The 18,570-nt window shown below is 69.0% G+C and carries 22 protein-coding genes; 9 read left to right on the forward strand and 13 right to left on the reverse strand.

What is annotated here, in order from left to right:
- Window positions 1-12 precede the first annotated feature (12 nt).
- The 9 genes from AC5W7N_RS15625 to AC5W7N_RS15665 are packed head-to-tail and all read left to right on the forward strand — an operon-like array spanning window position 13 to window position 5,810.
- Window positions 13-345: a hypothetical protein gene (locus AC5W7N_RS15625; protein WP_495921785.1), complete on the forward strand. Its 333-nt coding sequence runs from the start codon at window positions 13-15 to the stop codon at window positions 343-345.
- Complete coding sequence (locus AC5W7N_RS15630) at window positions 345-611, forward strand: hypothetical protein (RefSeq protein WP_495921786.1); 267 nt, start codon at window positions 345-347, stop codon at window positions 609-611. The genes AC5W7N_RS15625 and AC5W7N_RS15630 overlap by 1 nt, the downstream gene beginning before the upstream one ends.
- 9 nt (window positions 612-620) lie before the next feature.
- Complete coding sequence (locus AC5W7N_RS15635) at window positions 621-1,415, forward strand: hypothetical protein (RefSeq protein WP_495921787.1); 795 nt, start codon at window positions 621-623, stop codon at window positions 1,413-1,415.
- Window positions 1,415-2,644: an SGNH/GDSL hydrolase family protein gene (locus AC5W7N_RS15640; protein WP_495921788.1), complete on the forward strand. Its 1,230-nt coding sequence runs from the start codon at window positions 1,415-1,417 to the stop codon at window positions 2,642-2,644. Before AC5W7N_RS15635 ends, AC5W7N_RS15640 begins: the two co-directional genes overlap by 1 nt.
- Before the next feature lie 17 nt (window positions 2,645-2,661).
- The gene (locus AC5W7N_RS15645) at window positions 2,662-3,909 is read left to right on the forward strand and encodes a peptidoglycan DD-metalloendopeptidase family protein (RefSeq protein ID WP_495921789.1); all 1,248 of its coding nucleotides are present in this window, start codon (window positions 2,662-2,664) and stop codon (window positions 3,907-3,909) included.
- A 31-nt stretch (window positions 3,910-3,940) separates the two neighbouring features.
- Window positions 3,941-4,675, forward strand: a complete 735-nt coding sequence (locus tag AC5W7N_RS15650; protein WP_495921790.1) for a hypothetical protein — start codon at window positions 3,941-3,943, stop codon at window positions 4,673-4,675.
- A gap of 3 nt (window positions 4,676-4,678) precedes the next feature.
- Window positions 4,679-5,212 (forward strand): hypothetical protein, encoded by a 534-nt coding sequence (locus AC5W7N_RS15655; protein ID WP_495921791.1) that lies wholly within the window; start codon window positions 4,679-4,681, stop codon window positions 5,210-5,212.
- A 3-nt stretch (window positions 5,213-5,215) separates the two neighbouring features.
- Entirely contained in the window at window positions 5,216-5,392 is a 177-nt protein-coding gene (locus AC5W7N_RS15660; protein WP_495921792.1) for a hypothetical protein, read from the forward strand.
- On the forward strand, window positions 5,385-5,810 hold the full coding sequence (locus AC5W7N_RS15665) for an HK97-gp10 family putative phage morphogenesis protein (RefSeq protein ID WP_495921793.1): 426 nt from the start codon (window positions 5,385-5,387) through the stop codon (window positions 5,808-5,810). The genes AC5W7N_RS15660 and AC5W7N_RS15665 overlap by 8 nt, the downstream gene beginning before the upstream one ends.
- Here the strand turns inward: AC5W7N_RS15665 and AC5W7N_RS15670 are convergent.
- From AC5W7N_RS15670 to AC5W7N_RS15730, 13 genes are all read right to left on the reverse strand, one after another.
- Entirely contained in the window at window positions 5,807-6,439 is a 633-nt protein-coding gene (locus AC5W7N_RS15670) for a hypothetical protein (protein WP_495921794.1), read from the reverse strand. The two genes, AC5W7N_RS15665 and AC5W7N_RS15670, sit on opposite strands and share 4 nt — an antisense overlap.
- A 1-nt stretch (window position 6,440) precedes the next feature.
- Window positions 6,441-7,391 (reverse strand): glycosyltransferase, encoded by a 951-nt coding sequence (locus AC5W7N_RS15675; RefSeq protein WP_495921795.1) that lies wholly within the window; start codon window positions 7,389-7,391, stop codon window positions 6,441-6,443.
- A 94-nt stretch (window positions 7,392-7,485) separates the two neighbouring features.
- The gene (locus tag AC5W7N_RS15680) at window positions 7,486-8,151 is read right to left on the reverse strand and encodes an FkbM family methyltransferase (protein ID WP_495921796.1); all 666 of its coding nucleotides are present in this window, start codon (window positions 8,149-8,151) and stop codon (window positions 7,486-7,488) included.
- On the reverse strand, window positions 8,148-9,080 hold the full coding sequence (locus AC5W7N_RS15685; protein ID WP_495921797.1) for a glycosyltransferase family protein: 933 nt from the start codon (window positions 9,078-9,080) through the stop codon (window positions 8,148-8,150). The genes AC5W7N_RS15680 and AC5W7N_RS15685 overlap by 4 nt, the downstream gene beginning before the upstream one ends.
- A 90-nt stretch (window positions 9,081-9,170) precedes the next feature.
- Window positions 9,171-10,013, reverse strand: coding sequence for a hypothetical protein (locus tag AC5W7N_RS15690; RefSeq protein WP_495921798.1), 843 nt, complete (start codon window positions 10,011-10,013; stop codon window positions 9,171-9,173).
- Between the two features lie 192 nt (window positions 10,014-10,205).
- Window positions 10,206-10,583, reverse strand: coding sequence for a hypothetical protein (locus AC5W7N_RS15695; protein WP_495921799.1), 378 nt, complete (start codon window positions 10,581-10,583; stop codon window positions 10,206-10,208).
- A 6-nt stretch (window positions 10,584-10,589) separates the two neighbouring features.
- Entirely contained in the window at window positions 10,590-10,817 is a 228-nt protein-coding gene (locus tag AC5W7N_RS15700) for a holin (RefSeq protein WP_495921800.1), read from the reverse strand.
- Window positions 10,814-11,236 (reverse strand): hypothetical protein, encoded by a 423-nt coding sequence (locus AC5W7N_RS15705; protein ID WP_495921801.1) that lies wholly within the window; start codon window positions 11,234-11,236, stop codon window positions 10,814-10,816. The genes AC5W7N_RS15700 and AC5W7N_RS15705 overlap by 4 nt, the downstream gene beginning before the upstream one ends.
- A complete protein-coding gene (locus AC5W7N_RS15710) occupies window positions 11,236-11,997 on the reverse strand; it encodes a hypothetical protein (RefSeq protein ID WP_495921802.1) in 762 nt (253 codons plus the stop codon). The genes AC5W7N_RS15705 and AC5W7N_RS15710 overlap by 1 nt, the downstream gene beginning before the upstream one ends.
- A 170-nt stretch (window positions 11,998-12,167) precedes the next feature.
- Window positions 12,168-13,877 (reverse strand): major capsid protein, encoded by a 1,710-nt coding sequence (locus AC5W7N_RS15715; protein WP_495921803.1) that lies wholly within the window; start codon window positions 13,875-13,877, stop codon window positions 12,168-12,170.
- Between the two features lie 159 nt (window positions 13,878-14,036).
- Window positions 14,037-14,177, reverse strand: coding sequence for a DUF7196 family protein (locus AC5W7N_RS15720; protein ID WP_495921804.1), 141 nt, complete (start codon window positions 14,175-14,177; stop codon window positions 14,037-14,039).
- Window positions 14,178-14,219: 42 nt separating this feature from the next.
- Window positions 14,220-16,688, reverse strand: a complete 2,469-nt coding sequence (locus AC5W7N_RS15725; RefSeq protein ID WP_495921805.1) for a phage minor head protein — start codon at window positions 16,686-16,688, stop codon at window positions 14,220-14,222.
- Window positions 16,685-18,568: a hypothetical protein gene (locus AC5W7N_RS15730; RefSeq protein WP_495921806.1), complete on the reverse strand. Its 1,884-nt coding sequence runs from the start codon at window positions 18,566-18,568 to the stop codon at window positions 16,685-16,687. The genes AC5W7N_RS15725 and AC5W7N_RS15730 overlap by 4 nt, the downstream gene beginning before the upstream one ends.
- Between the last annotated feature and the right edge of the window lie 2 nt (window positions 18,569-18,570).

The raw sequence follows: 18,570 nt of genomic DNA on the forward strand, positions 1-18,570 counted from the left end.
AGCGTCCGGGTCATGGTCTCGTGCTGCTCTCCCTCGGTCACTGGCGGCGGCAACGTGCCCGGTGGGCTGCGGGTCAACGTGGTGTGCGGCGACCCCGTCAACCTGTCGTTCCAGTCCTGCGGGGGTTGGCCGGAAGACCTCACCGCCACCCTCGAACTCACGCACCCGTGGGGATGGTCGCTGTCCGTGGCCGGCACCGTCACCGGTGAATGGCTCAACTTCCTGATTCCCGCCGCGGAGGCAAAGATCCCGCGCGACAGCCTCGCCCGGATCCGGTTCTCCATCCCGGGCTTGGAGCCCTACACGTGGAAGTCCGGACGCGTCTACCACCGGGGGAGCTGCTGATGACATGCGCGTGCCCCTGCTCGGTGTTCGTGCCGCTGCCCGGGCCGCCGGGCCCGCCCGGCCCGCCTGGTGACGCCGGATACGAGCACGTCCAGGACACCCCAGCAGCGACGTGGACGATCCCGCATGCGTTCGGCCGGATGCCGCTGTCGCTGCTGGTGATCGTCGGCGGCCAGCAGGTGATCCCCGACGCCGAGTTCCCCGACCCGAACACCACCGTCCTGACCTTCGCGGCCCCGACAGCGGGCCGCGCTCAACTCGCCTAGGAGGCCGATATGGCTACGAAAATCATGAACGGCCTGGACCTCCAGGCGCAGAAGATCATCAACGTCGGCGACCCGTCGAACCCGATGGACGCAGTCAATCTCCAGACCCTCGAAGCACGGCAGGCCGGCCTGCGGTGGAAGGAAGCGGTCCGCGCGGCCAGCACCGGCAACATCACGATCGCCACGCCCGGCGCCGCGATCGACGGCGTCACCCTCGCCGCCGGCGACCGCGTCCTGCTCAAGAACCAGACCGCCGGCGCCGAGAACGGCATCTACGAATTCGCCGGCGCCGCTGCCGCACTCACCCGCGCAGCGGATGCCGACAGTGGCGACGAGCTCGCTGACGGCACCGCGGTCTACGTGGCGGAGGGCACCACCAACGGCGACACCGCCTGGGTGCAGACCGCGCCGAACCCGATCGTGATCGGCACCGACCCGACGGTGTGGTCCCAGTTCGGTGGTGGTGGCGCCTCCTACACCGCGGGCAACGGCATCGACATCACCGGCACCACCATCAGCGTCGAACTGGCGCCCAGTTCCGGGCTGTCGCTGTCGGGATCTGGGCTCGCCGTAGACACCGGCGTCGTCGTGCGGAAGTTTGCCAGCAACGTCGGCAACGGCTCGCTCACATCGATCCCGGTCGCGCACGGCCTCGGCACCCGCGACGTCACCGTGCAGGTGTACGACAGCGCGACGTTTGAACGCGTCGAGCCGGACATCGTGCATACCGACGCCAACACGGTCACGTTGGTGTTCGCGGTGGCGCCGACGGCGAATGCGTATCGCGTGGTGGTGCACGGCTGATGGCCGTACAACAGCTCGGGGCCGCTCCCACCCGTCCAGATGACGCGCTCGATCTGGCTGCGGGCGATGGCCGGTACCAGCGCTCGACCACCAAGCTCATCTACTACAACCCGGGTGGTCAGTGGACCGGCAACATGGGTTCGACCACCTTCCAGCAAGCTGGCCTGCGGTTGCTGTTCAAACCGCTCGAAACGACCCGCCGGTGGCGCTTCACGGCCCGGAACTTTGATGTGTCGAACCCGGCTGGCGGAGCCGATCAGGCGCTCACCGGAACCGGCCTCGTCTACGGGGTCAGTGACCGAAGCGGGAGCGACGGCGCCCGAAGCTACAACTTCGCCGGAGGCGCCGCGACCACGCTGGTCGGGTCGAACTTCACAATCCCTGGAGACGGATCGCGGTACTTCTCACCGTGGTTCACCAACACGCTGGAAGCAGGCACCGAATACATCTTCGGCATCGCCTTCACCCGACCCACCAGCGGCGCGGTGAAGAACAGCCTTGGCGAGTGCTACCGGTGGGCCACCGCCGCGAGCGCACTGGATCCCGCGATCACCAGCGGCAGCGTCGGATCGGCGGCGACACCGTTGGACTGGGGAATCGAATACGAAGTGCAGACCACGCGCCGGCACTTTTTCCTCATCGGCGATTCGATCGCCGAGGGCATGACCGGGATCCAGGGGACCTCAGCTGCGAACCTGCGCCACATACCCCTGTGGCAGGCGTGGCCGAGGGAATGGGCAAGCGGCCACGGCACGTTGGTGACGATGCTCGCGGTGAACGGGTTCAACGCCAGCAACTTCGCAGCCCCGGATTTCGACGTCGCATTCGACCGCTTCGATTGGGCGGCTATGAAGATCGACGCAGTGATCTACGCTCTGGGCGCGAACGACGCCATGTCTCAGACCCTCGCGCAGTTCCAGGCCAGCACTGCGGCGGTGTTGAACAAGGTCTACACCCGGATTGGTCACCCGGCTCCGACGTACATGGCGACGGTAGTCCCGCGCCTGGGCCTCGACGGCACGCAGAACACCCGCCGTCGCTCGTACAACGCCTGGATGTATGAGCAGATGCCTTACGCGATCGAAGGCGTGATCGACGCCGACTACTACTTCCGGCAATCCGCGGCGCAGCCGGACGCCAACAACGCGGAGCTGTACGCGGACGGCATTCACCCATCGTTCCGAGGCCTGCAGATGTACAGGTCTGTCGCAGCGACGGTAATCGGCTGAATAGTGAGGACGACGTCATGAGGTTTTGGCCGCTCGGCTCGGGCCGCACCGTCACCTCGGGTTTCGGCCCGCGGTGGGGGACATTCCACTGGGGCACCGACTTCGGTCGCGCCGGTGGATCCGCAGGCATGCCGGTGTACGCGGCGCAGGCCGGCACCGTCGTGCATGCCGGCACCGCGGCCGGGTTTGGCATGTGGGTGGTGATCGACCACCCCACCGAGGCGGGATCCGGCACCACCGTGTACGGGCATGTCGTGCCGGAGGTCGCTCCGGGCCAGGGCGTGACCGCCGGGCAGCGCATCGCGCACATCAACCCGGACCGGCGCACGAACGGCGGCGTCGACCCGCACCTGCATTTTGAGGTTCACCGCCTGGTGTGGGCGCCTCCGGGCCCGGATCGACTCGATCCGCTGCCGTGGCTGGCCGGTGCACGCGAACCCGACAACCTGACACCAGGAGGTACACCGATGGGCAACCAGCTCGAGGCCGACGTGACGATACTGTCGCCCAACGATTCCGGGCCACGGGATCCGCGCGACTGCCCGTTGGCGATCATCCACACCAACGAGGGCCGCGCGACCGGATCGGTGGAAGATCTCCTCCACTTCCTGGCGCGACCGGCCACCCGCGCCTCGTACACGATGGTCGTCGGCGGCGATGGCCGTATCGGACGCAGCAACGACGACAACTACATCCCTTGGGCCGCAGGCAGCCCGGCCAACGAGTTGGGCCTGCACCTGTGCTTCCTCGGCTACGCGCGGCAGACTCGCGAGGAATGGCTGTCTCGGCCCGCGCAGCTCGCCGCCGGTGCCCGCGTGCTGCGTGACTGGCACACCCGGTACGGGATACCGCTCCGCAAGATCGACGGCGCCCAGATGCGCGCCGGGCAGGCCGGGGTCGGCGGCCACGACGACACCGTCGACGCCTGGCACGCCACCGACCACACCGACCCAGGACCAGGGTTCCCCTGGGATGTCCTGCTGGAGTTGGCAAACCGACCCGACGACGAGGAGAACGACATGACCCCCGAACAGGCTCGACAGCTCGCCGACGTCCACCGCGAGGTGACGCAGCGGTATCCGTCCCGGTCGAAGTACGCCGACGACCCGAAGAAGCCAATCGACACCCTCGCAGGGTTCGTGCTCAACGCTGACGCCCGCGTGCACGAAGCGAGCATTGATGTGCCGACGAAGCTGGACCGTCTGCAGAGGAGCATCGACGAACTGCCCGAGCGGATCGCCGCGGCGATCCGCGACGCCAGATAGGCGTGCACCCGGCGCTCGTAGCGTGACCGCCATGAGCTGCCAGTGGCCTATCGACCCATCCTGCTGGCCGGAGCTGTGCACCGACACCGACAAGCAGCGGATGCAGTACGCAGCCGACTGCGCAGTCCTCATCCTGTGGGCGCTGACCGGCCGCCAGTTCGGGGTGTGCCCGGCCATCGCGCGGCCATGCCCGACACCGTGCGACGACGACATCATGTACTACGGCACCGTGCCGGGGCAGCTGGTGCCGGGCCCGTTCCCGGTGTGGATGGACGGGGCCTGGCGCAACATCTCCTGCGGATGTCTCGGTAGCTGCTCCCGCACCGGCCTCACGGTCGTGCACCTGCCGGGCCCGGTGCAGTCGGTGACCACGGTGACCATCGAGGGCACCGACCTCGACCCCTCGCAGTACCGGCTCGAAGGCGACTATCTGTACCGCATCGGCACCACGTGGCCGCGGCAAAACCTCCGCGCCGCCGCCGGTGAGCCCGGTACCTGGACGGTCACCTACCAGCGCGGCTACCCGCCGCCTCCCGGCGCAGCCACCCACGTCGGGAAGCTGGCCATGGAGTTCTTCAACGCCTGCTCCGGCGACGAATGCCAGCTGCCGAAACGGGTCCAGCAGATCGCCCGCCAAGGCGTAACGATGCAGATGATCGACCCCGTCGACCTGTTCGGCGCCGGCCTCACCGGCATCGACACGATCGACATGTGGATCCGCGCGGTCAATCCGGCCCGGTTGATCGCCGCGCCGAAGGTGAGGTGAGCCATGGCGGATCCTGCGGAGGTCGCGATCGGCCTGGTCATGGAGGCGATGCGGTGGTCGTTCAGCGAGGGCCAAACGACACCACCGCTGGGTGGTGGCAGCGAGTTCGTGCGGTTCTTCGCCGGGGACGGCCTGCCGGTGGCCGCGTGGACCGGCCACGCTGCGCAATGCAAGTGCGCGCAGCCGATGTTGTGGGTGCGGGTCGTGCGCCGCTTCCGGACCTCCGAGCTGCCCGACGAGCGGCCCGGGAGCCGGGACACGAACTGCCTGGACCCGATGGCCCTCACCATCGAGGCCGGCGTCATGCGATGCGCTGTCACCGCGGCCAGGCCGACGTGGGAGCAGTGGGAACGCGAGGCGCAGGTGCAGCTCGACGACAGCTTCCGCGTGGACCAGGCCCTGCTCCGCGCACGAGGATCGATCGAGGACAAGGTGGCGCTGTCCACCATGCTCGGCGCCGGTGAACCGTACGGGCCCGAGGGCGGGGTGATCGCCTGGACGCAGTGGATACACGTCCAACTCCGCAGGAAGGCGTGACCGATGGATAAGCCGTGCATGGTGGTGTCGCGCATTGTGATCGAGCAACACATCACCGAGGACGGGCAGCACCTGTTCTCCAGCGCGCTCGACGAGACCGGCCAGCCGCTGGACCCGATCACACTGGCTGGGATGTTGGAGCTGGCGAAGATCAACCATCTCGGAGGATGTGATGGCTAGGGTCGTCTTCCGGATCGACGAGCAGCAGCTGGCGCGTGAGCTGACCGGCCGGCAGGGAATGCTGGTGCGGGCGGTCGCTCGACTCGCTCGACGGATCGAAGCGAACGCCAGCCAGCGCGCACCGGTCGACACCGGCAATATGCGGCGCATGATCCGCCAGGACCCGATCACCGTGTCCGCGGACGGGCGTCGGGTCTTCGGTGGCGTCACCAGCCACGCCAACTACAGCCGGTTCGTACACGACGGCACCGCGCCGCACGTCATCCGACCCCGCCGCGCGAAGGCACTGCGGTTCCAGATCGGCGGCCGAACCGTCTTCGCCGCCAAGGTGAACCACCCCGGCACACGGGCTCGCCCGTTCCTGCTCAACGCAGCGCTTGAGGAGATCGCGCGCATCCAGGGGACACAGCTCACCTAGAGGCGCACTGCCCGGTTCGACCACACCGGCCGCCACCCGGCGCGCCACGCCCGCCGTGGCTCGGTGCGGGGCTGCCGGTCCGGGTGGTCGATGAGGGTCGGGCCGTCGGCGTGGTCGACCAGCGACGGCACCGCATACGCCACCCGATGCCGGCGGATACGCAGCCAGGTGTTGTACCGCTCGTCGGCCGGGAAACGATCGGGTGCGCGGCGCAGGTGGACGAGCATGTCGTCGATCAGGTTGGTGCGCACGCAGATCCCGACCGCGTGCAGCATCCGGTCGGCGGTGATCCAGCATGCGCCTGCGGCGTCGAGCCGGCGGATCGCGTCCTGGATCCGGGACTGCACGCCCGGCGGGCGGGACTGGCCCAGGTACAGGCTGACCACCGGCGACGGCGCCACTGTGAGCGCCGCGGTGACCTGGGCGCGGAAGTTGAGCGAGGGGACTGCGTCGTCCTCGAGCACACAAACCCACTCCGCGGACGCGTCGGCCAAAACTTCCCAGACCCGCAGGTGATTGGCCTCCGCGCCGAGCGAGCCGTCGTCGACGCTGACGTAGGCGCCGAGCGGGTCCGCCAACTCGAGCGCGGCCTCGCGCCGCGCCTGGTGCGCGACCACTCCGAACGCCACGCTAGGCATCGAGCGCCGCCCGCTCAAGATTGACCGCCCGCTCGAAGCACCGGTCGTAGACCGGTTTGAGCCTCGCCCATGACCGCACCTCGGCGAGGGTGCGGGCGTCCGCCGATGCCTCCGTGTACATGTGCCCATCGGAGGCGAACGCATCGATCTTCGCGGCGAGAGCGCGGTGATCAACCGTATACAGGTCGATCATCGCTCGGGCCCTGAACTCGCCGGCCCTGGCCGCGGGCACCAGCCAATCGTGAGGCAACCAATGGTTGTTAGGGCTGATGTCGGGCATGATCGTCGGCATGCCTGCGGCGAGGGCCTCGTTGACCGGCAAGCACAGACCACCGAATCGGCGCGGCATCACCAGCACTGCGGCTGCGCGGTAGTTGTCCCAGTAGTTCGGGGTGTCGGTGGCTTCGACGACGAGGGTCACGTTGTCCGGTACCTGGCCCAGCGGTAGCCGGGTCACGTAGGCAGGGTCCTGGCATCGGATCGTCATTGTGATCTCGGACTGCACATATCGCAGGGCGGTAATGATGTCGGCGGTTCCGTTGCGCTCGTGGATGGCTGGCCGGCCCGCAATGTGCAGGAACCGATTGGCGCGACCCACCCAACGCCGCGGCGGGAACCGGTCGAGCGCGATCGGAACTGGCAGTGGCACCGCGGCGTCGACGTCGTCGAAGTGCCATGAGCTCGGTGCCGCCAGCACGGTCGGCTGAGGAAGGTCACGCCGCACCAGGTAGTCGAGGAATTCGTAGTTGTACTGCAGCACCGACGCGACCCCGGCGCGGCGGGCGAGGGAGAATAGGTCGTAGTTGTAGGGGGTTTCGCAGGTGAAGACGACGTCGACCCCGTCGAGGAACTCTTCTAAGTGTCGGTGCTGCGGAATACCCTGAATCGTTGTCGCGCCGGGGAATCGTTCCGGGTGCAGCGGTCCCTTGCCGAGGTCGATCACCAGGGTCTTCGCCGGATGCATGTGCCGCGCGAATTCCCAGGTCTGATTGCCGAGGCCTGTGTTGTCGGCGCGGGCGATGAGTCCGATACGCATGTCAGTACCTGCGCCCGTAGACGTAGCCGCCGCGCTCGGGGGAGCCGAGGATCTCGATGCCGAAGACCTTGGCCAGCTTCGCGATCATCGGCCCGAACACCGCATCGGGTGCTGCGTCGAATTCGAGGGCGATGGCTTTGATGCGCCACAGGGTGGCCAGGTTCGTGCCGGCGATGATGTCGTACTCGGCGCCCTCGACGTCGATCTTGAGGAAGTCGACCTCGCGGGCGCCGTGCTCGTCGAGCAGCTCGGCGAGGGTGACTACCTGGACGCGGCTGCTGCCCTCGACCGGTTCGGCGGTAAGGGTGCTGTTGCCGTGGCCGGGAGCGATCCACCCGACGCCGTGCTCTCCGGACACTGCCACCGGCGCGACGTAGACCTGGCCGCCGACCTCGTTGGTGGCGAGGTTGCGGCGCAGGTAGGCGAGGTTGTCGGGTTCGGGTTCGACGGCGATGACACGCGAGCGCGGGTTCCGGGAGGCTACGTACACGCTGACGGCGCCGATGTTGGCGCCGATATCGACGAACACCGCACCATCGCTGCCGATGTCGGAGTCGTGGATGCGGTACACGTTCTCCACCCAGGTCTCGCGGATCACGGCCTCATCCGATGGGGAGCCGTCGCGGGTGAGGAAGCGGTAGCGCTGGTTTGGGGTGAGCACGATCATCGGCCGAGCACCTCCAAGATCGTCGTCCACCGGTCGAGATAGGTGTGGTGGGTGCGCACCAGGTCGTGGCCGGCCGCGCGGATCTGCTCGCGTTCGTCGGCGCGGTCGAGGTAGTGGTCGATCAGTTCGGCCAGCTGGTCGAATCGGCCGAAGTCGTAGAAGACGAGGTGTTTTCGGTCGGTGAAGGTGCGGTCCATCCCCGGCACGCGCGGGTGGATGAGGAATCCGCCGCGGCCGAGGGTTTCGTAGACACGGTCGGACCAATAGTCCGGGTACGCGTACTGCAGGCACAGGCTGTCGCCGACGACGACGCGGGCGTCGGCGTAGACCTGGTTGAGCGCCGGCCCGCGGACAATGCCGCGCGGGCTTCCGCCACCATAGTGGCGGAACCGATCGCCGTAGGTGTCCTGCAGCCAGCGGATCAGCTGCTGACGGTATGGCCACTCGGGGTGGTACTGGCGGGAGCCGACGAAAGCGACATCGAACCGATCAGCGCTCGGGACAGCGGGCACGCACTCCTGATCGAACACCGCGGCCGGAAGGTAGTGGCCGCGGACCGTGGTGTTGTCGGTGAGCCATTCGGCCATGAGCCGGTCCGCGGTGAAGAAGTGGCCGATCTTCCAATAGGGTTCGCGGCGCATGTCCCGCTGCCGCTGCAGCCCGTGCCAGAGGTCGAGGTGGTAGGTGACGGTAGGGATGTCGCGGCGTTTCAGCTCATAGAGGACGCGGTCGATGCCGGGGGTGGTCCAGCCGTGGGTGTGGACCCACACGAACACGTCCGACTGGAGTGCGGTGTCGAGGATCTCGGTGGCCGAGGCTTCCGACTCCTGCAGCCGGGTCACGGTGTGGCCGAGGGCTTCCAGGCTGAGGGCGTGATGGGTCTCGGAGGTGTAGTCCACCCGGAAGTTCCCGAGGAATGTGAGGCGCATATCGGGACGGTATGAATGCGGGGTGCACGCGAAACCGCACCCAGCCATGCGCCGAGCTGGGTGCGGTCCCACGGCCGCGGGGCTGGTCGATCAGCTACCCGGCAGCACCGCATCGCACGCGGGCTGTGCCGGTGCGATGTCGACGGCGACCTGGTCGGGGCCGTCGTAGTAGAAGTCCGGGTCGACGAAGATCGACTGCACGGCCAGGGTGCAGCAGCCGTCGGTCGGTTCCGGCGGCTTGATCGGCGTCACCTCGAAGTGGATATCGGAGATGCCGTCGACCAGCGAACCGACCGGAGCGACCAGGCGTCCCGCGGTGAGGTTGGCGTCGATCGGGACCACGTTGTACGGGCCACGGCCCCAGCCCGAGATGTCCATGGTGATACCGGACATCGTGAACGTGGACACCTGCCGGCCGATCTCCAGACCGCCGGTGAGCTGCCACTCCCGCACGCCCATGAGGAAGTAGCCGAACTCCTCACCGGTGACGACATCGGACTGGCCGAACACGTCGTCGCTGGTGGGGGTGGCGCAGGTGTCGGACGAGCTGGTGCCCGACCACAACTCCATCACGACACCGGAATCGGTGACCACCTTGCGGGAGGTCTCGAAACCCACTGGGTTGCCGGCGTAGTCGACGACGGGCGCCCAGCCGCCGAGCATGGTCCAGATGCAGGTGTTCACACCGCAGAACTCCAGCTGCACCTCGAACCATTTGATCTCGGGGGCGGTTCGGTCCTGGCCGCAGATCTCGCCGTCGGCGTTCTGCTGCTCCAGCTCCTCCGCGTCCTTGAGGACCGGGGTGACCGTCGCGGTCACGTAGCCCTTGGTGACGGCGTAGTGTCCTTCGCCCTCGATGGGCACACCACACCGGTTGACCTTCGTCAGCCGCAGCGACTTGCCGCGGACGATGCTGACTTCCTTACCAGCCATCTTGTTGCCTTCCTGCTACTCGCGCGCACGAGTGCTGGCAGGCCGTTTCCCTGCGCCGGACGGTAGACGCCCGGGGTGCACGGAAAGCTGGGGATGCTGGCCGGCCGGTGGGGTAGCGGGGGAAACGGCCACCAGCAGGGGTCGTGCTACACCACCGGTCGGCCAGCTACTCGGGTAGCCGGCGCGCGCCGGTCACTCGAGGGCAGGGGGCGGACCGACCGGCTGGCCGAGCTCGTCGAGGCGGCGCGCGACGTCGCGATCCCACTCGGCATGGCGCTCAGCGGCTTCGCGGCGCCGCAACTCGCGGTCGAGGTCGCGTTGCTGTTGTTCGAGCAGCTTGGTCTCGACGTTCCGTACGCGCAGCTCGGCATCGGCGACACGCTTGTCGGCCTGCTCCATCGCACGGTCAGCGATCCGGCCGGCGATGGTCTCCAGTTTGTCGACGACGTCGGCGCGGGTGCTGCGCCGTAGGAACAGCCTGTCGACGACACCGGTGAACACGCCGCCTCCGAGGGCGGCAGTAGCGATCTGTTCCCAGGTCATCTCGCCCTCTCTGACGGTTGCGGACATGGTCGGTTACTCCTCGCGGTGCGGGGCGAGGCTGGGATCGGTGTGATCCCCGAACTGGGCGGAGGTGATCGACGTCAGCACCGACACCAGTGCGGCGGTCCCGGAGATCGATGCCGCTGTGCCCCAGTCGATGTCGGTGAGGGTGGCGCCGATCGTGATGAGCGCCAGCATCGACTGCGCGAAGGTCTTGACGGCACGTTCTCCGGTCTGGATCCAGAATCGTTTGGTGGTCATGTGTCACCTCGTTCGGCGTCCCAGCGCGCGATGAGTTCGGCGCGCTTGTCGTCGGGGTCGAAAGCGATCCCGAAGCGGCGCAGATGGTCTCGCCACACCTCGGTGCCGGACCCCGCGCCGGTGCGCGGCGGCTCCGGGTGCGCCAGGATCTCCTCGGCTAGCTGGTCGGGCTTCCAGTGCACGTGTTCCTGGTGCTGATCGTCTGCGGCGACGGGATCGTCGAGGAGGCCTGCAGCGCGGACGATCTCGACCGGCGCCCGGTACACGATCGCGCCGCGCACCCTCTGCTTGTCGACCAGCCACGGCTGCGGCCGGGCGGCCTCGACCAGCTGGCGCGCGATCTTGCGGCGCAGCACCGGATCCGGCACATGGACGTCGGCGGTCCGATCGTCGACGTCGACGAACACCCCGGCCGGCATCAGCCCGTCACCTGCACGGAGAACACGGTGGTCGGGCACTCCCACCCGAACGCCACCTGCCGCTCGGCGACGGCCTGGCGCTCGTTGATGGTGTGGTCCACCGCGGTGCGGGTCGTGATTGGTGACCGCCACAGCGTGACCGGCCCCGTCGCGTACAGCGTCTGGCCCAGCGAGCTGTAGCCGCCGCCGACCGACCACCGGTTACCGAGCGCCGTGGTGAGGAACGCGCCCGACCGTTCGACGTGGTCGTGGAGAGGGGCAGCGAGGCCTCGGCGGGCGTGCAGCACGCCGGTGAAGCCGGCGAGTCCGAGCTGCTGCTCCAGCGCGCCGACCGCTTCCGCCAGCGACGCTGCTGCTGGGAGCGCGGTGGCGCGTGCCGCCAGCTCGAGCGCGAATGCCTGTTCGACCCAGAGCCGTTCGTGCAGGGTGAGCAGCTGGGTGGCGCGGGCCGTGTTTTCGGTGGTGTCGGTGGCGTACAGCTCGCACTCGTCGGTGGCCCACACCGTGACGGTCGGGAACTCGGCGTCGTCGGGGCGGGCGCCGGTCTTGGTTTCGGTGGGCGGGTCTTCCGGGTCGTCGCACAGGCGGACGTCCCAGGTGCCCGACGGCCCGCAGTTCGACGGGATCCAGTGCACGCCGCCCAGCAGGCGGGCGGGCGGATTCAGGTCGATGATCGTGGCCGCGGTGTACAACCCAAACGGTTGCGGGGCTTGCAGAGCGCCGGTGTGCTGCACACCGGCGGGGATGGTGGGCGTGGTCATCCGGGTCTCCTCGAGGTGGTAGGTGCGGCACCGGGGGGGGGGAAAACAAAAAACCGGTGCCCGCGGAAGTGCTCGGCCGTGGATGGTTGTGTCGAGGTTTTTTTCGGGGGGGGGTAGTCTCCGCCCCGCTAAGACCACCCACATGTTCCTCCCCCCCCCGGGACTGCGGGTCAGGAGCCGCTGGCGCAGAGCACATCCAGGCGCTGACCGATGGCACCGTTCGGGCAGATCGGGATGGTCACGACTACGGAGTCGCCGCAGCGCTTGCCGACGTTGAGGCCGTCCTCGGTGAACATGCGGGTGTACCGGTTGATCTGCAGCAGCTCACGCGGGTACATGACACCGAGATCGATGACCGGCTTGACCAGCGCGAAGTACGCGCCCTGCTCCCACAGCGCGACGTCGACGGTGGCCGGGAACTGCGACCAGGCCGGGTTCCACTTCTGCCATTCGCCGACGAACTGCAGCTGGATGCGCCTCTGGTTGAGCCAGCCGAGCACCTGCTGGTCGGAGACGGCGTAGGTCTCGACGCCTTCCTGCATGGCGATGTCGTTGCGCATCACCTCGAACAGCCAGGTCGGTGCCGCGCCGGCGACGACGGCGTCGCGGGCCAGGTTGCGGGAGGCCCGCACACCGATCGCCGCGATGTTCAGCGAGTTGAGAACGCTGGACGCGGCGGCGATCTGGGATCCGGCCGGGATCGTCATGTCCCGGGTCGTCGGGTCGGTGAGGATCTTGGTCAGCATCCACATCGACCGCTGCCGCGCCTGGGCCGCCGTCAGCTTCTGGGTGAAGTTATCCACCTTCTCCGGCCATGCCTGGTCGCCGATGATGTCGGACTCCACGCACAGCGGCAGGTAGCACAGCCGCAGCTCAGGGAAGTCGTCCACGCACGGCACCGAGTGGCAGCGCTTCACCGTCGGCGGGTCGGCGTCGAGCTCGGCGGCGCACAGCACCTGGAAGTCCAGGTTGATTTCGAACTCCGCCGGCCAGGAGATGGCGCAGCGTTCGGCGGTGACCTCCGGCAGCACCAGCAGATCTCGCGCGGGCTCGACCGGGCAGAAGTCGTAGGTGACCTGCGGGGGCGGGCAGCACGCCGCGGTGAGCGACCCGTCGGGGTGGATCGATGCGGCGACAGCGGCGTCGAGCACCTCGTTGAGGGTCTCGTAGTCCTCGACTGCGGGCACGTCGCGGACGTACTGGCCGAGGTACTGCGGGGTGTGGCCGGACGGCTCGGTCTGCCCGTTGGGGCGGGCCATCGCCGACCCGGATCCGCGCGCGGCCTCGGCCAGGCCCGCGGTGATCGCAGACAGTGGCTGCAGGCCGGGCACGTAGCCGGGTGCGTCCGGACGCATCCGCCAGCCAGCGGTCGGGTTCGGCGCCGGGTCGGCCGGCACCGTGGGGGTGCGGCCACGGTTGGCGCCGGCGAAGCTGGTGCGGCGCCGCGGCGCAGCGGCGGTCACCGACGCGGCGGCGTCGCGGGTGGCGCGTTCGGCCTCCGCGACCACCTCACCGCCAGCGTCACCATCGCCGTCGGCGACGGCGGACGGGTCGGCGTCGCCGGCTGCGGAGGTGTCGCCGTCTGCGTCCTGGTCGCTGGTGTCGTCGGCGGCCGGTTCCTGCCGCTCGCGGACACCGGCCAGGAGGCGGGCCGCTTCCTCGCGGCGGGCGTCGGCGCCGTCGATGGCGTCGATCGCGTTGTCGATGCTGGTGATCGCTTCGTCGATCGCGCGGATCTCGGCGAGGGTTTCGTCGGAGATGTCGGCGTTGTCGGCCTCGGCCGATTCAGCGATGCGCTGGAACTCGTCGAAGGCCCGGGCGCGCAGCTTGGCGAGCTCGTCGCGGTCGGTGGGCAGCGGGTCGGGCAGTACGAAAGGCATGGTCGGATCCCTTCAACATGAACAAGTCAGAGGTCGGTGGGTTCCTTCGGCCCGTAGCCAGCAAGGTCTCCACTCGGTAGGAGGCCCTCCGGCCCGCAGCCAGCGAGGGTGTCCTCCTACGTGGCGGTCACGCTAAACAGGGGGCGTGCACGGGCCGGTTCACGCCGTTTTCGGTAGCGGTTCGCGCACGGGCCGGATGGTGCCGCCGCCGGCGAGTGAGCGCTGCATGCGCGCCTCGGTGTCGCTGGTGTAGGTGGTGACCTCGCCGTTGGGTTTGGTGAGTTCGTACTTGGTGATCATCGGTTTGGTGGAGCTGCCGGAGCATCCGCATCCCATGACGTGTCATCCCTTCCGGTTGTTGATCGCGGCGATCAAGGCCTGCGCCTGCGCGCGCCGGCGCCGCGCGATGATGGCGTGTGCGGCGGTCCGGCGCGCGGCATCGAGGTTGTACTCGCGCACCGCTTCCCGGGCCACGGCGCGCAGCCGCTTGTCCTCGGCGTCCTGGCGGCGGTACCGCGGCGCGAGCGACGCAACCAGCACCTGCGGGCGCCCGTGCTCGTCCTCGCGGCCACGCAGCACCGGGAATCCTGGTGTGTTCACCGACAGGGCGGCAACGAGTTCGAGGTTGCCGCCGATGTTGCGCCAATCCCCGGACAGCGGCGCGGACAGACCGTCGCGGATCTGCTCCTCGGTGGCGTCCGGGTGGGGAACACCGGACACCCAGGGCCCGAACGCATCCTCACCGGCACGCACGTACGCCCATGTGGTGCAGAGGGTGTCGTAGTGCTCAGCCGCTGCCCGCGGCGACAGGCCGTGCCCGGCGTGCCCGGCACCAACGGTGAGGCGGCCGACCGGCAGCCGCACGCCGTCATCGAGCGTGACTGCGCTGGTGTGGAAGTGCGCGTACCCGGTCACCGAGCGGGGTGGGGTGACGCAGCGGTCGGCGATGCCGACGTGGCAGGTGCCGAAGGTGGCGAGGTGGCCGACGATGCGTCCGTCGTCGGTCATGTGCAGCGGTGTCGGCTCGGTGAACCCGGGGTCGGCGAACATGGTGCCGGAGGGCCGGAACCGCGGTGCGGTCGCCGCGGCGAGGAGCAGCTCGTCGTCGCGCTTCGAGTGTTCGGCGGCGGCGAGCACGTCGGCGTCGACATCGTCGAGGGTGATCGAGGTGTTCCCGAACGCTGGGATGCTGACGAGGGTGGCGGCAGTGACGATGCCGGACGTCATGACCGCGAGCAGCTTCGAGTCCTCGTCGATGTCGTCGAGGTCTTCGATCGGTCGGCCGTTCTCGTCGCGGATCTCCCACTCGACGTCGGCGAGATCGATGCTCGGCGCGGTCACGCCTTCGCGGATCTGGATCGCCGCTTCGGCGGCCTCTGCCGTATCGAGCAGATGGCCGCTGGCGACGATCTTTTTGCCTTCGATGCCTATCGAATCGATGGCGGCGACGGTGAAGGCGTCGCCGTGTTGCTCAACGGCTTGGCGTTGCCAGCGCAGCGGCAGTGGTGTGTCCCGGAACCGCAGGTCCATGTCCGGGTCGAGGTAGCGGCCGTCGTCGGTGGCGACGCCCAGGTGGGCGAGGACCGCGGTGAACGTCTGCATGGTGGGGATCCTCTCGGGTGGGGGTGCAGCGGCGTTGATCTGTCCGACGCCGTCCGGGTCGTCGCGGGCGCGGATGATGCCGTCTTCTTCGCGGCGGCGGTCGATCTCGTCCTGCCGGGATCCGGCGCGGTTGCGGACGTTCGCGTCGCCGGGCCCGCGCTCGGTTTGCCGGTCGTCCTCGGCGGGGATCTCCTCGTCCTCGGCCAGGATCATCAGCGCGCACCGGCAGTTACACACCTCCGCCGCGGGAGCGCCGGGTTCCCCGGGCCACCGCATCCGGACCCCGTTGGGTAGCACGAACTCCCCGTCCAGGGACGGCACGCGTTGCCCGTCCATGGCGAAGTGGGTTGCGCGGGTGCGGTTGTCGATCGTGGCGAGCCAGACCTTGTGGAGCACTTCGCCGGTGAGCTCGGCTTGGACCCGCGCCGCTTCGAGGCGGGCTGCGTTGAGCGCGCCTGCCGTTTCGGTGCGAGCGACGAGGGCGGGGCGCCGGCCGCCGAACGTCTCCAGGTTCTCGGCGTCGAGGATGCGGGCGATGCGTTCGCCCTGCTGCTGGATCGACTCGCCCTCATCGGTTGCCTCGCTGAGCTCGTCGGCGATCAGCCGGAACGCGGTATCCGGGGTGCGGACCATCCTGTTGTTCACCGCGGCGAGGTAGGCGTCGACCCATTCCTGTACCGAGGGGATCCGGGCGACGATCTCGGGAGTGAGCGGGCCGTCCTCGTCCTCTTGGTCCTCGTCGTCGCGGTTGGGATGCTCGTCGTCGCGGCGTTCGTCGGGTCTGCGCTCGGGTTCACCCGCGTCGCGCCCGCCGGCGTCGCCCGAACTGTCACTGGTCTCGGCGCCGGGCTGGTCGCCGCCGGGTGTGGTGCCGGGCAGGCCGGAGCGGGCAGCGGCCTCGCTCGCGAGGCGGATCGCCTCGGCCGCAGTGATACCGAGGTTGGCCATCTCCGCGGTGAGCTGCTCCCACAGGATCGCCGCCATCCCGGGCAGGAACACCGCGGCCAGGATCTCCTCCCACGCCGCTTGGGTGAGCGCCAGCTGCTCCGGCTGCGGCGGTGGTTCCTCGACGGCTGCGGTGAGACCAGGCAGCACCGCGGCCCGGGCCAGCGGTAGCCACCGCGCATACGCTTCGCGCGCCAACTGCTTGACCCGGCGCTCCATTTGCAGGGTCGTCAGCAGCGCGGCTCGCCGGGTGCGAGGGATCATCGCAGCGCCGTCCTGATGTCGTCGCCGATCGATACGGTGCGTGCGGTGGTGAGGGCCAGCGCCGCGCGCTCGCGGACCAGCAGCCGCAGCCGGTGCATGTCCAGGCCAACGCTCATGGCGACCTCCTCGGTGAGCCCGACATCGAACCCGGCGATGAGCTTCGGCACCTCCTCCGGGGTGGCCGGCGCCAGGCGGGTGTGCAGCTGCCACGCCGGCAGGTCATCGTGCGCAGCAAGATCCGCGCGGGTGGCGCGCCGTTTACCGGCCAGCTCGAGCGCGCGGGTCAGAAGCAAGGTGGCGACCGCGCGGGCCGGCTCGACCGAGGCAGCGATGTCGGAGTCGTTGTCGGGTTCCGGTGGTGGCGCATCGTCGCGGCGGGACTCGATCGCGCGAGGCGGCGCCGGGGTGACCTCGGGTGTGGTCGCGGGCAGGTCGCGCAGCGGGCCGCCGATCAGCGGGGCGAGCGCGGGCAACAGCTCGGGTTTGCGGGCCGCCACATCGCGGGCGAGCAGCTGCCAGCCCTCCGGGGTGTCGAGGTCGTAGCCGTCCTCCTCCGGTGCGAACCCGAGGTGTTTGAGCAGCGCGGTGTTCGTCATCGCTCCGCGGTCGGCGGCGTCGAGCGCTTCCTGCTTGCGGTCCGGGTCCTGGGTGAGGGCGGTGGTGTCGTACCAGACCACGAACTTGTCGGGATCCAGGTTCGTGCCCTCGTCCTTGTTGATGCGTTCCAGGACCGGGCGCAACAGCGCCGTGGTGACGGCGTCGGCGATCGTCTCCAGCAGCGGCACGACGTGCGTGGCGACAGTGTCCTCGCGCATCGCCCACGCGTTCCAGTGGTTCATCTCCGCCAGACCGAGCAGCTGCTCCGGCGGGATATCCATGGCCAGGGCGACGCGGCGGATCGCGGCCTCACGGATCTCGAGCTGCTCCTTGTTGATGTCGGAGTGCAGGTCGATCAGGTTGACCTTGTCGTTCCACTCCCCGGGGGTGCTGGCCACGATGGGGAGGTGCGCGGCTGCCGCGTCGGGATTGTCGGCGGCGGCCTTGGCGACCTCGAACAGCAGATCCTGCAGATCCTGCGCCGACCCGTCCACCAGGTCCGGCGGTGGTGGTGCCGGAAGGTTCGGGGCGTCCGGATCGATCGGTGCCGCGGTGGGCGCGCCCTGCGCCTTCGGCAGCGACATCTCCTGGGGGACGAACAGGATCTTGCCGCCGATCAACCGCGACTTGCCGGCATGCCGAATCGTGGTGGTGGTTTGCACGATCTCGCGCAGCGCGGGCAGCGCGGACCGGGTGGGGGAATCGGCCTCCTGGCTGTTGCGCGGGTGCGGGTTCCACACCCGGAACAGGACATCGCGGGCCGGTTCGAACTCGTGCTCGGTGCCGTCGGCCAGGACGAGCACGATGTCGCCGCCGGCCTTGGTCTTGATCTCGGACCGGTCGAGCAGGTGCCACTCCTCGATCACCGTGTCATCAGCGTTGCGGGATGCGCCGCGCCGAGTCAGGACCGCTACCCAGCCCTCGCCGGGGACGGTCAGGAAGATGCCGAGCCGTTTGAGGATCTGGGCTTGGCCGGTGGGGCCGCCGGCGATATCGCGGACGATGCCGTTGACGTCGGCGTTTGTGGTGCTGCCGGTCGGTCGGCCGGTTTCGGGGTCGATCTCGGATCCGACGAGGCGGCAGCGTGATAGGGCGCTCGATACCCAGGTGCAGATGTAGCGGAGCTCGCCGCACAGTTCGTACATCTCCCACGATTCCGGCTGCCAGGCCCCTGTGCCGGTCTTGCCGAGTTGGGCGCGGAAGGCCTTGGCGGGGTCGCGGACCGGACGCACGGCAGCGGTCACGGAGGAGGGCGGCTTGCGTCGCGCGAAGATCCGGGCCATGT

The organism is Nocardia sp. CDC519, from assembly GCF_059509835.1.

Coding starts and splice junctions, on each gene's coding strand:
- AC5W7N_RS15625 (WP_495921785.1), top strand. CDS start 13: ATGGTCTCGTGCTGCTCTCCCTCGGTCACTGGCGGCGGCAACGTGCCC.
- AC5W7N_RS15630 (WP_495921786.1), top strand. CDS start 345: ATGACATGCGCGTGCCCCTGCTCGGTGTTCGTGCCGCTGCCCGGGCCG.
- AC5W7N_RS15635 (WP_495921787.1), top strand. CDS start 621: ATGGCTACGAAAATCATGAACGGCCTGGACCTCCAGGCGCAGAAGATC.
- AC5W7N_RS15640 (WP_495921788.1), top strand. CDS start 1,415: ATGGCCGTACAACAGCTCGGGGCCGCTCCCACCCGTCCAGATGACGCG.
- AC5W7N_RS15645 (WP_495921789.1), top strand. CDS start 2,662: ATGAGGTTTTGGCCGCTCGGCTCGGGCCGCACCGTCACCTCGGGTTTC.
- AC5W7N_RS15650 (WP_495921790.1), top strand. CDS start 3,941: ATGAGCTGCCAGTGGCCTATCGACCCATCCTGCTGGCCGGAGCTGTGC.
- AC5W7N_RS15655 (WP_495921791.1), top strand. CDS start 4,679: ATGGCGGATCCTGCGGAGGTCGCGATCGGCCTGGTCATGGAGGCGATG.
- AC5W7N_RS15660 (WP_495921792.1), top strand. CDS start 5,216: ATGGATAAGCCGTGCATGGTGGTGTCGCGCATTGTGATCGAGCAACAC.
- AC5W7N_RS15665 (WP_495921793.1), top strand. CDS start 5,385: ATGGCTAGGGTCGTCTTCCGGATCGACGAGCAGCAGCTGGCGCGTGAG.
- AC5W7N_RS15680 (WP_495921796.1), bottom strand. CDS start 8,151: ATGATCGTGCTCACCCCAAACCAGCGCTACCGCTTCCTCACCCGCGAC.
- AC5W7N_RS15685 (WP_495921797.1), bottom strand. CDS start 9,080: ATGCGCCTCACATTCCTCGGGAACTTCCGGGTGGACTACACCTCCGAG.
- AC5W7N_RS15690 (WP_495921798.1), bottom strand. CDS start 10,013: ATGGCTGGTAAGGAAGTCAGCATCGTCCGCGGCAAGTCGCTGCGGCTG.
- AC5W7N_RS15695 (WP_495921799.1), bottom strand. CDS start 10,583: ATGTCCGCAACCGTCAGAGAGGGCGAGATGACCTGGGAACAGATCGCT.
- AC5W7N_RS15700 (WP_495921800.1), bottom strand. CDS start 10,817: ATGACCACCAAACGATTCTGGATCCAGACCGGAGAACGTGCCGTCAAG.
- AC5W7N_RS15705 (WP_495921801.1), bottom strand. CDS start 11,236: ATGCCGGCCGGGGTGTTCGTCGACGTCGACGATCGGACCGCCGACGTC.
- AC5W7N_RS15710 (WP_495921802.1), bottom strand. CDS start 11,997: ATGACCACGCCCACCATCCCCGCCGGTGTGCAGCACACCGGCGCTCTG.
- AC5W7N_RS15715 (WP_495921803.1), bottom strand. CDS start 13,877: ATGCCTTTCGTACTGCCCGACCCGCTGCCCACCGACCGCGACGAGCTC.
- AC5W7N_RS15720 (WP_495921804.1), bottom strand. CDS start 14,177: ATGATCACCAAGTACGAACTCACCAAACCCAACGGCGAGGTCACCACC.
- AC5W7N_RS15725 (WP_495921805.1), bottom strand. CDS start 16,688: ATGATCCCTCGCACCCGGCGAGCCGCGCTGCTGACGACCCTGCAAATG.
- AC5W7N_RS15730 (WP_495921806.1), bottom strand. CDS start 18,568: ATGGCCCGGATCTTCGCGCGACGCAAGCCGCCCTCCTCCGTGACCGCT.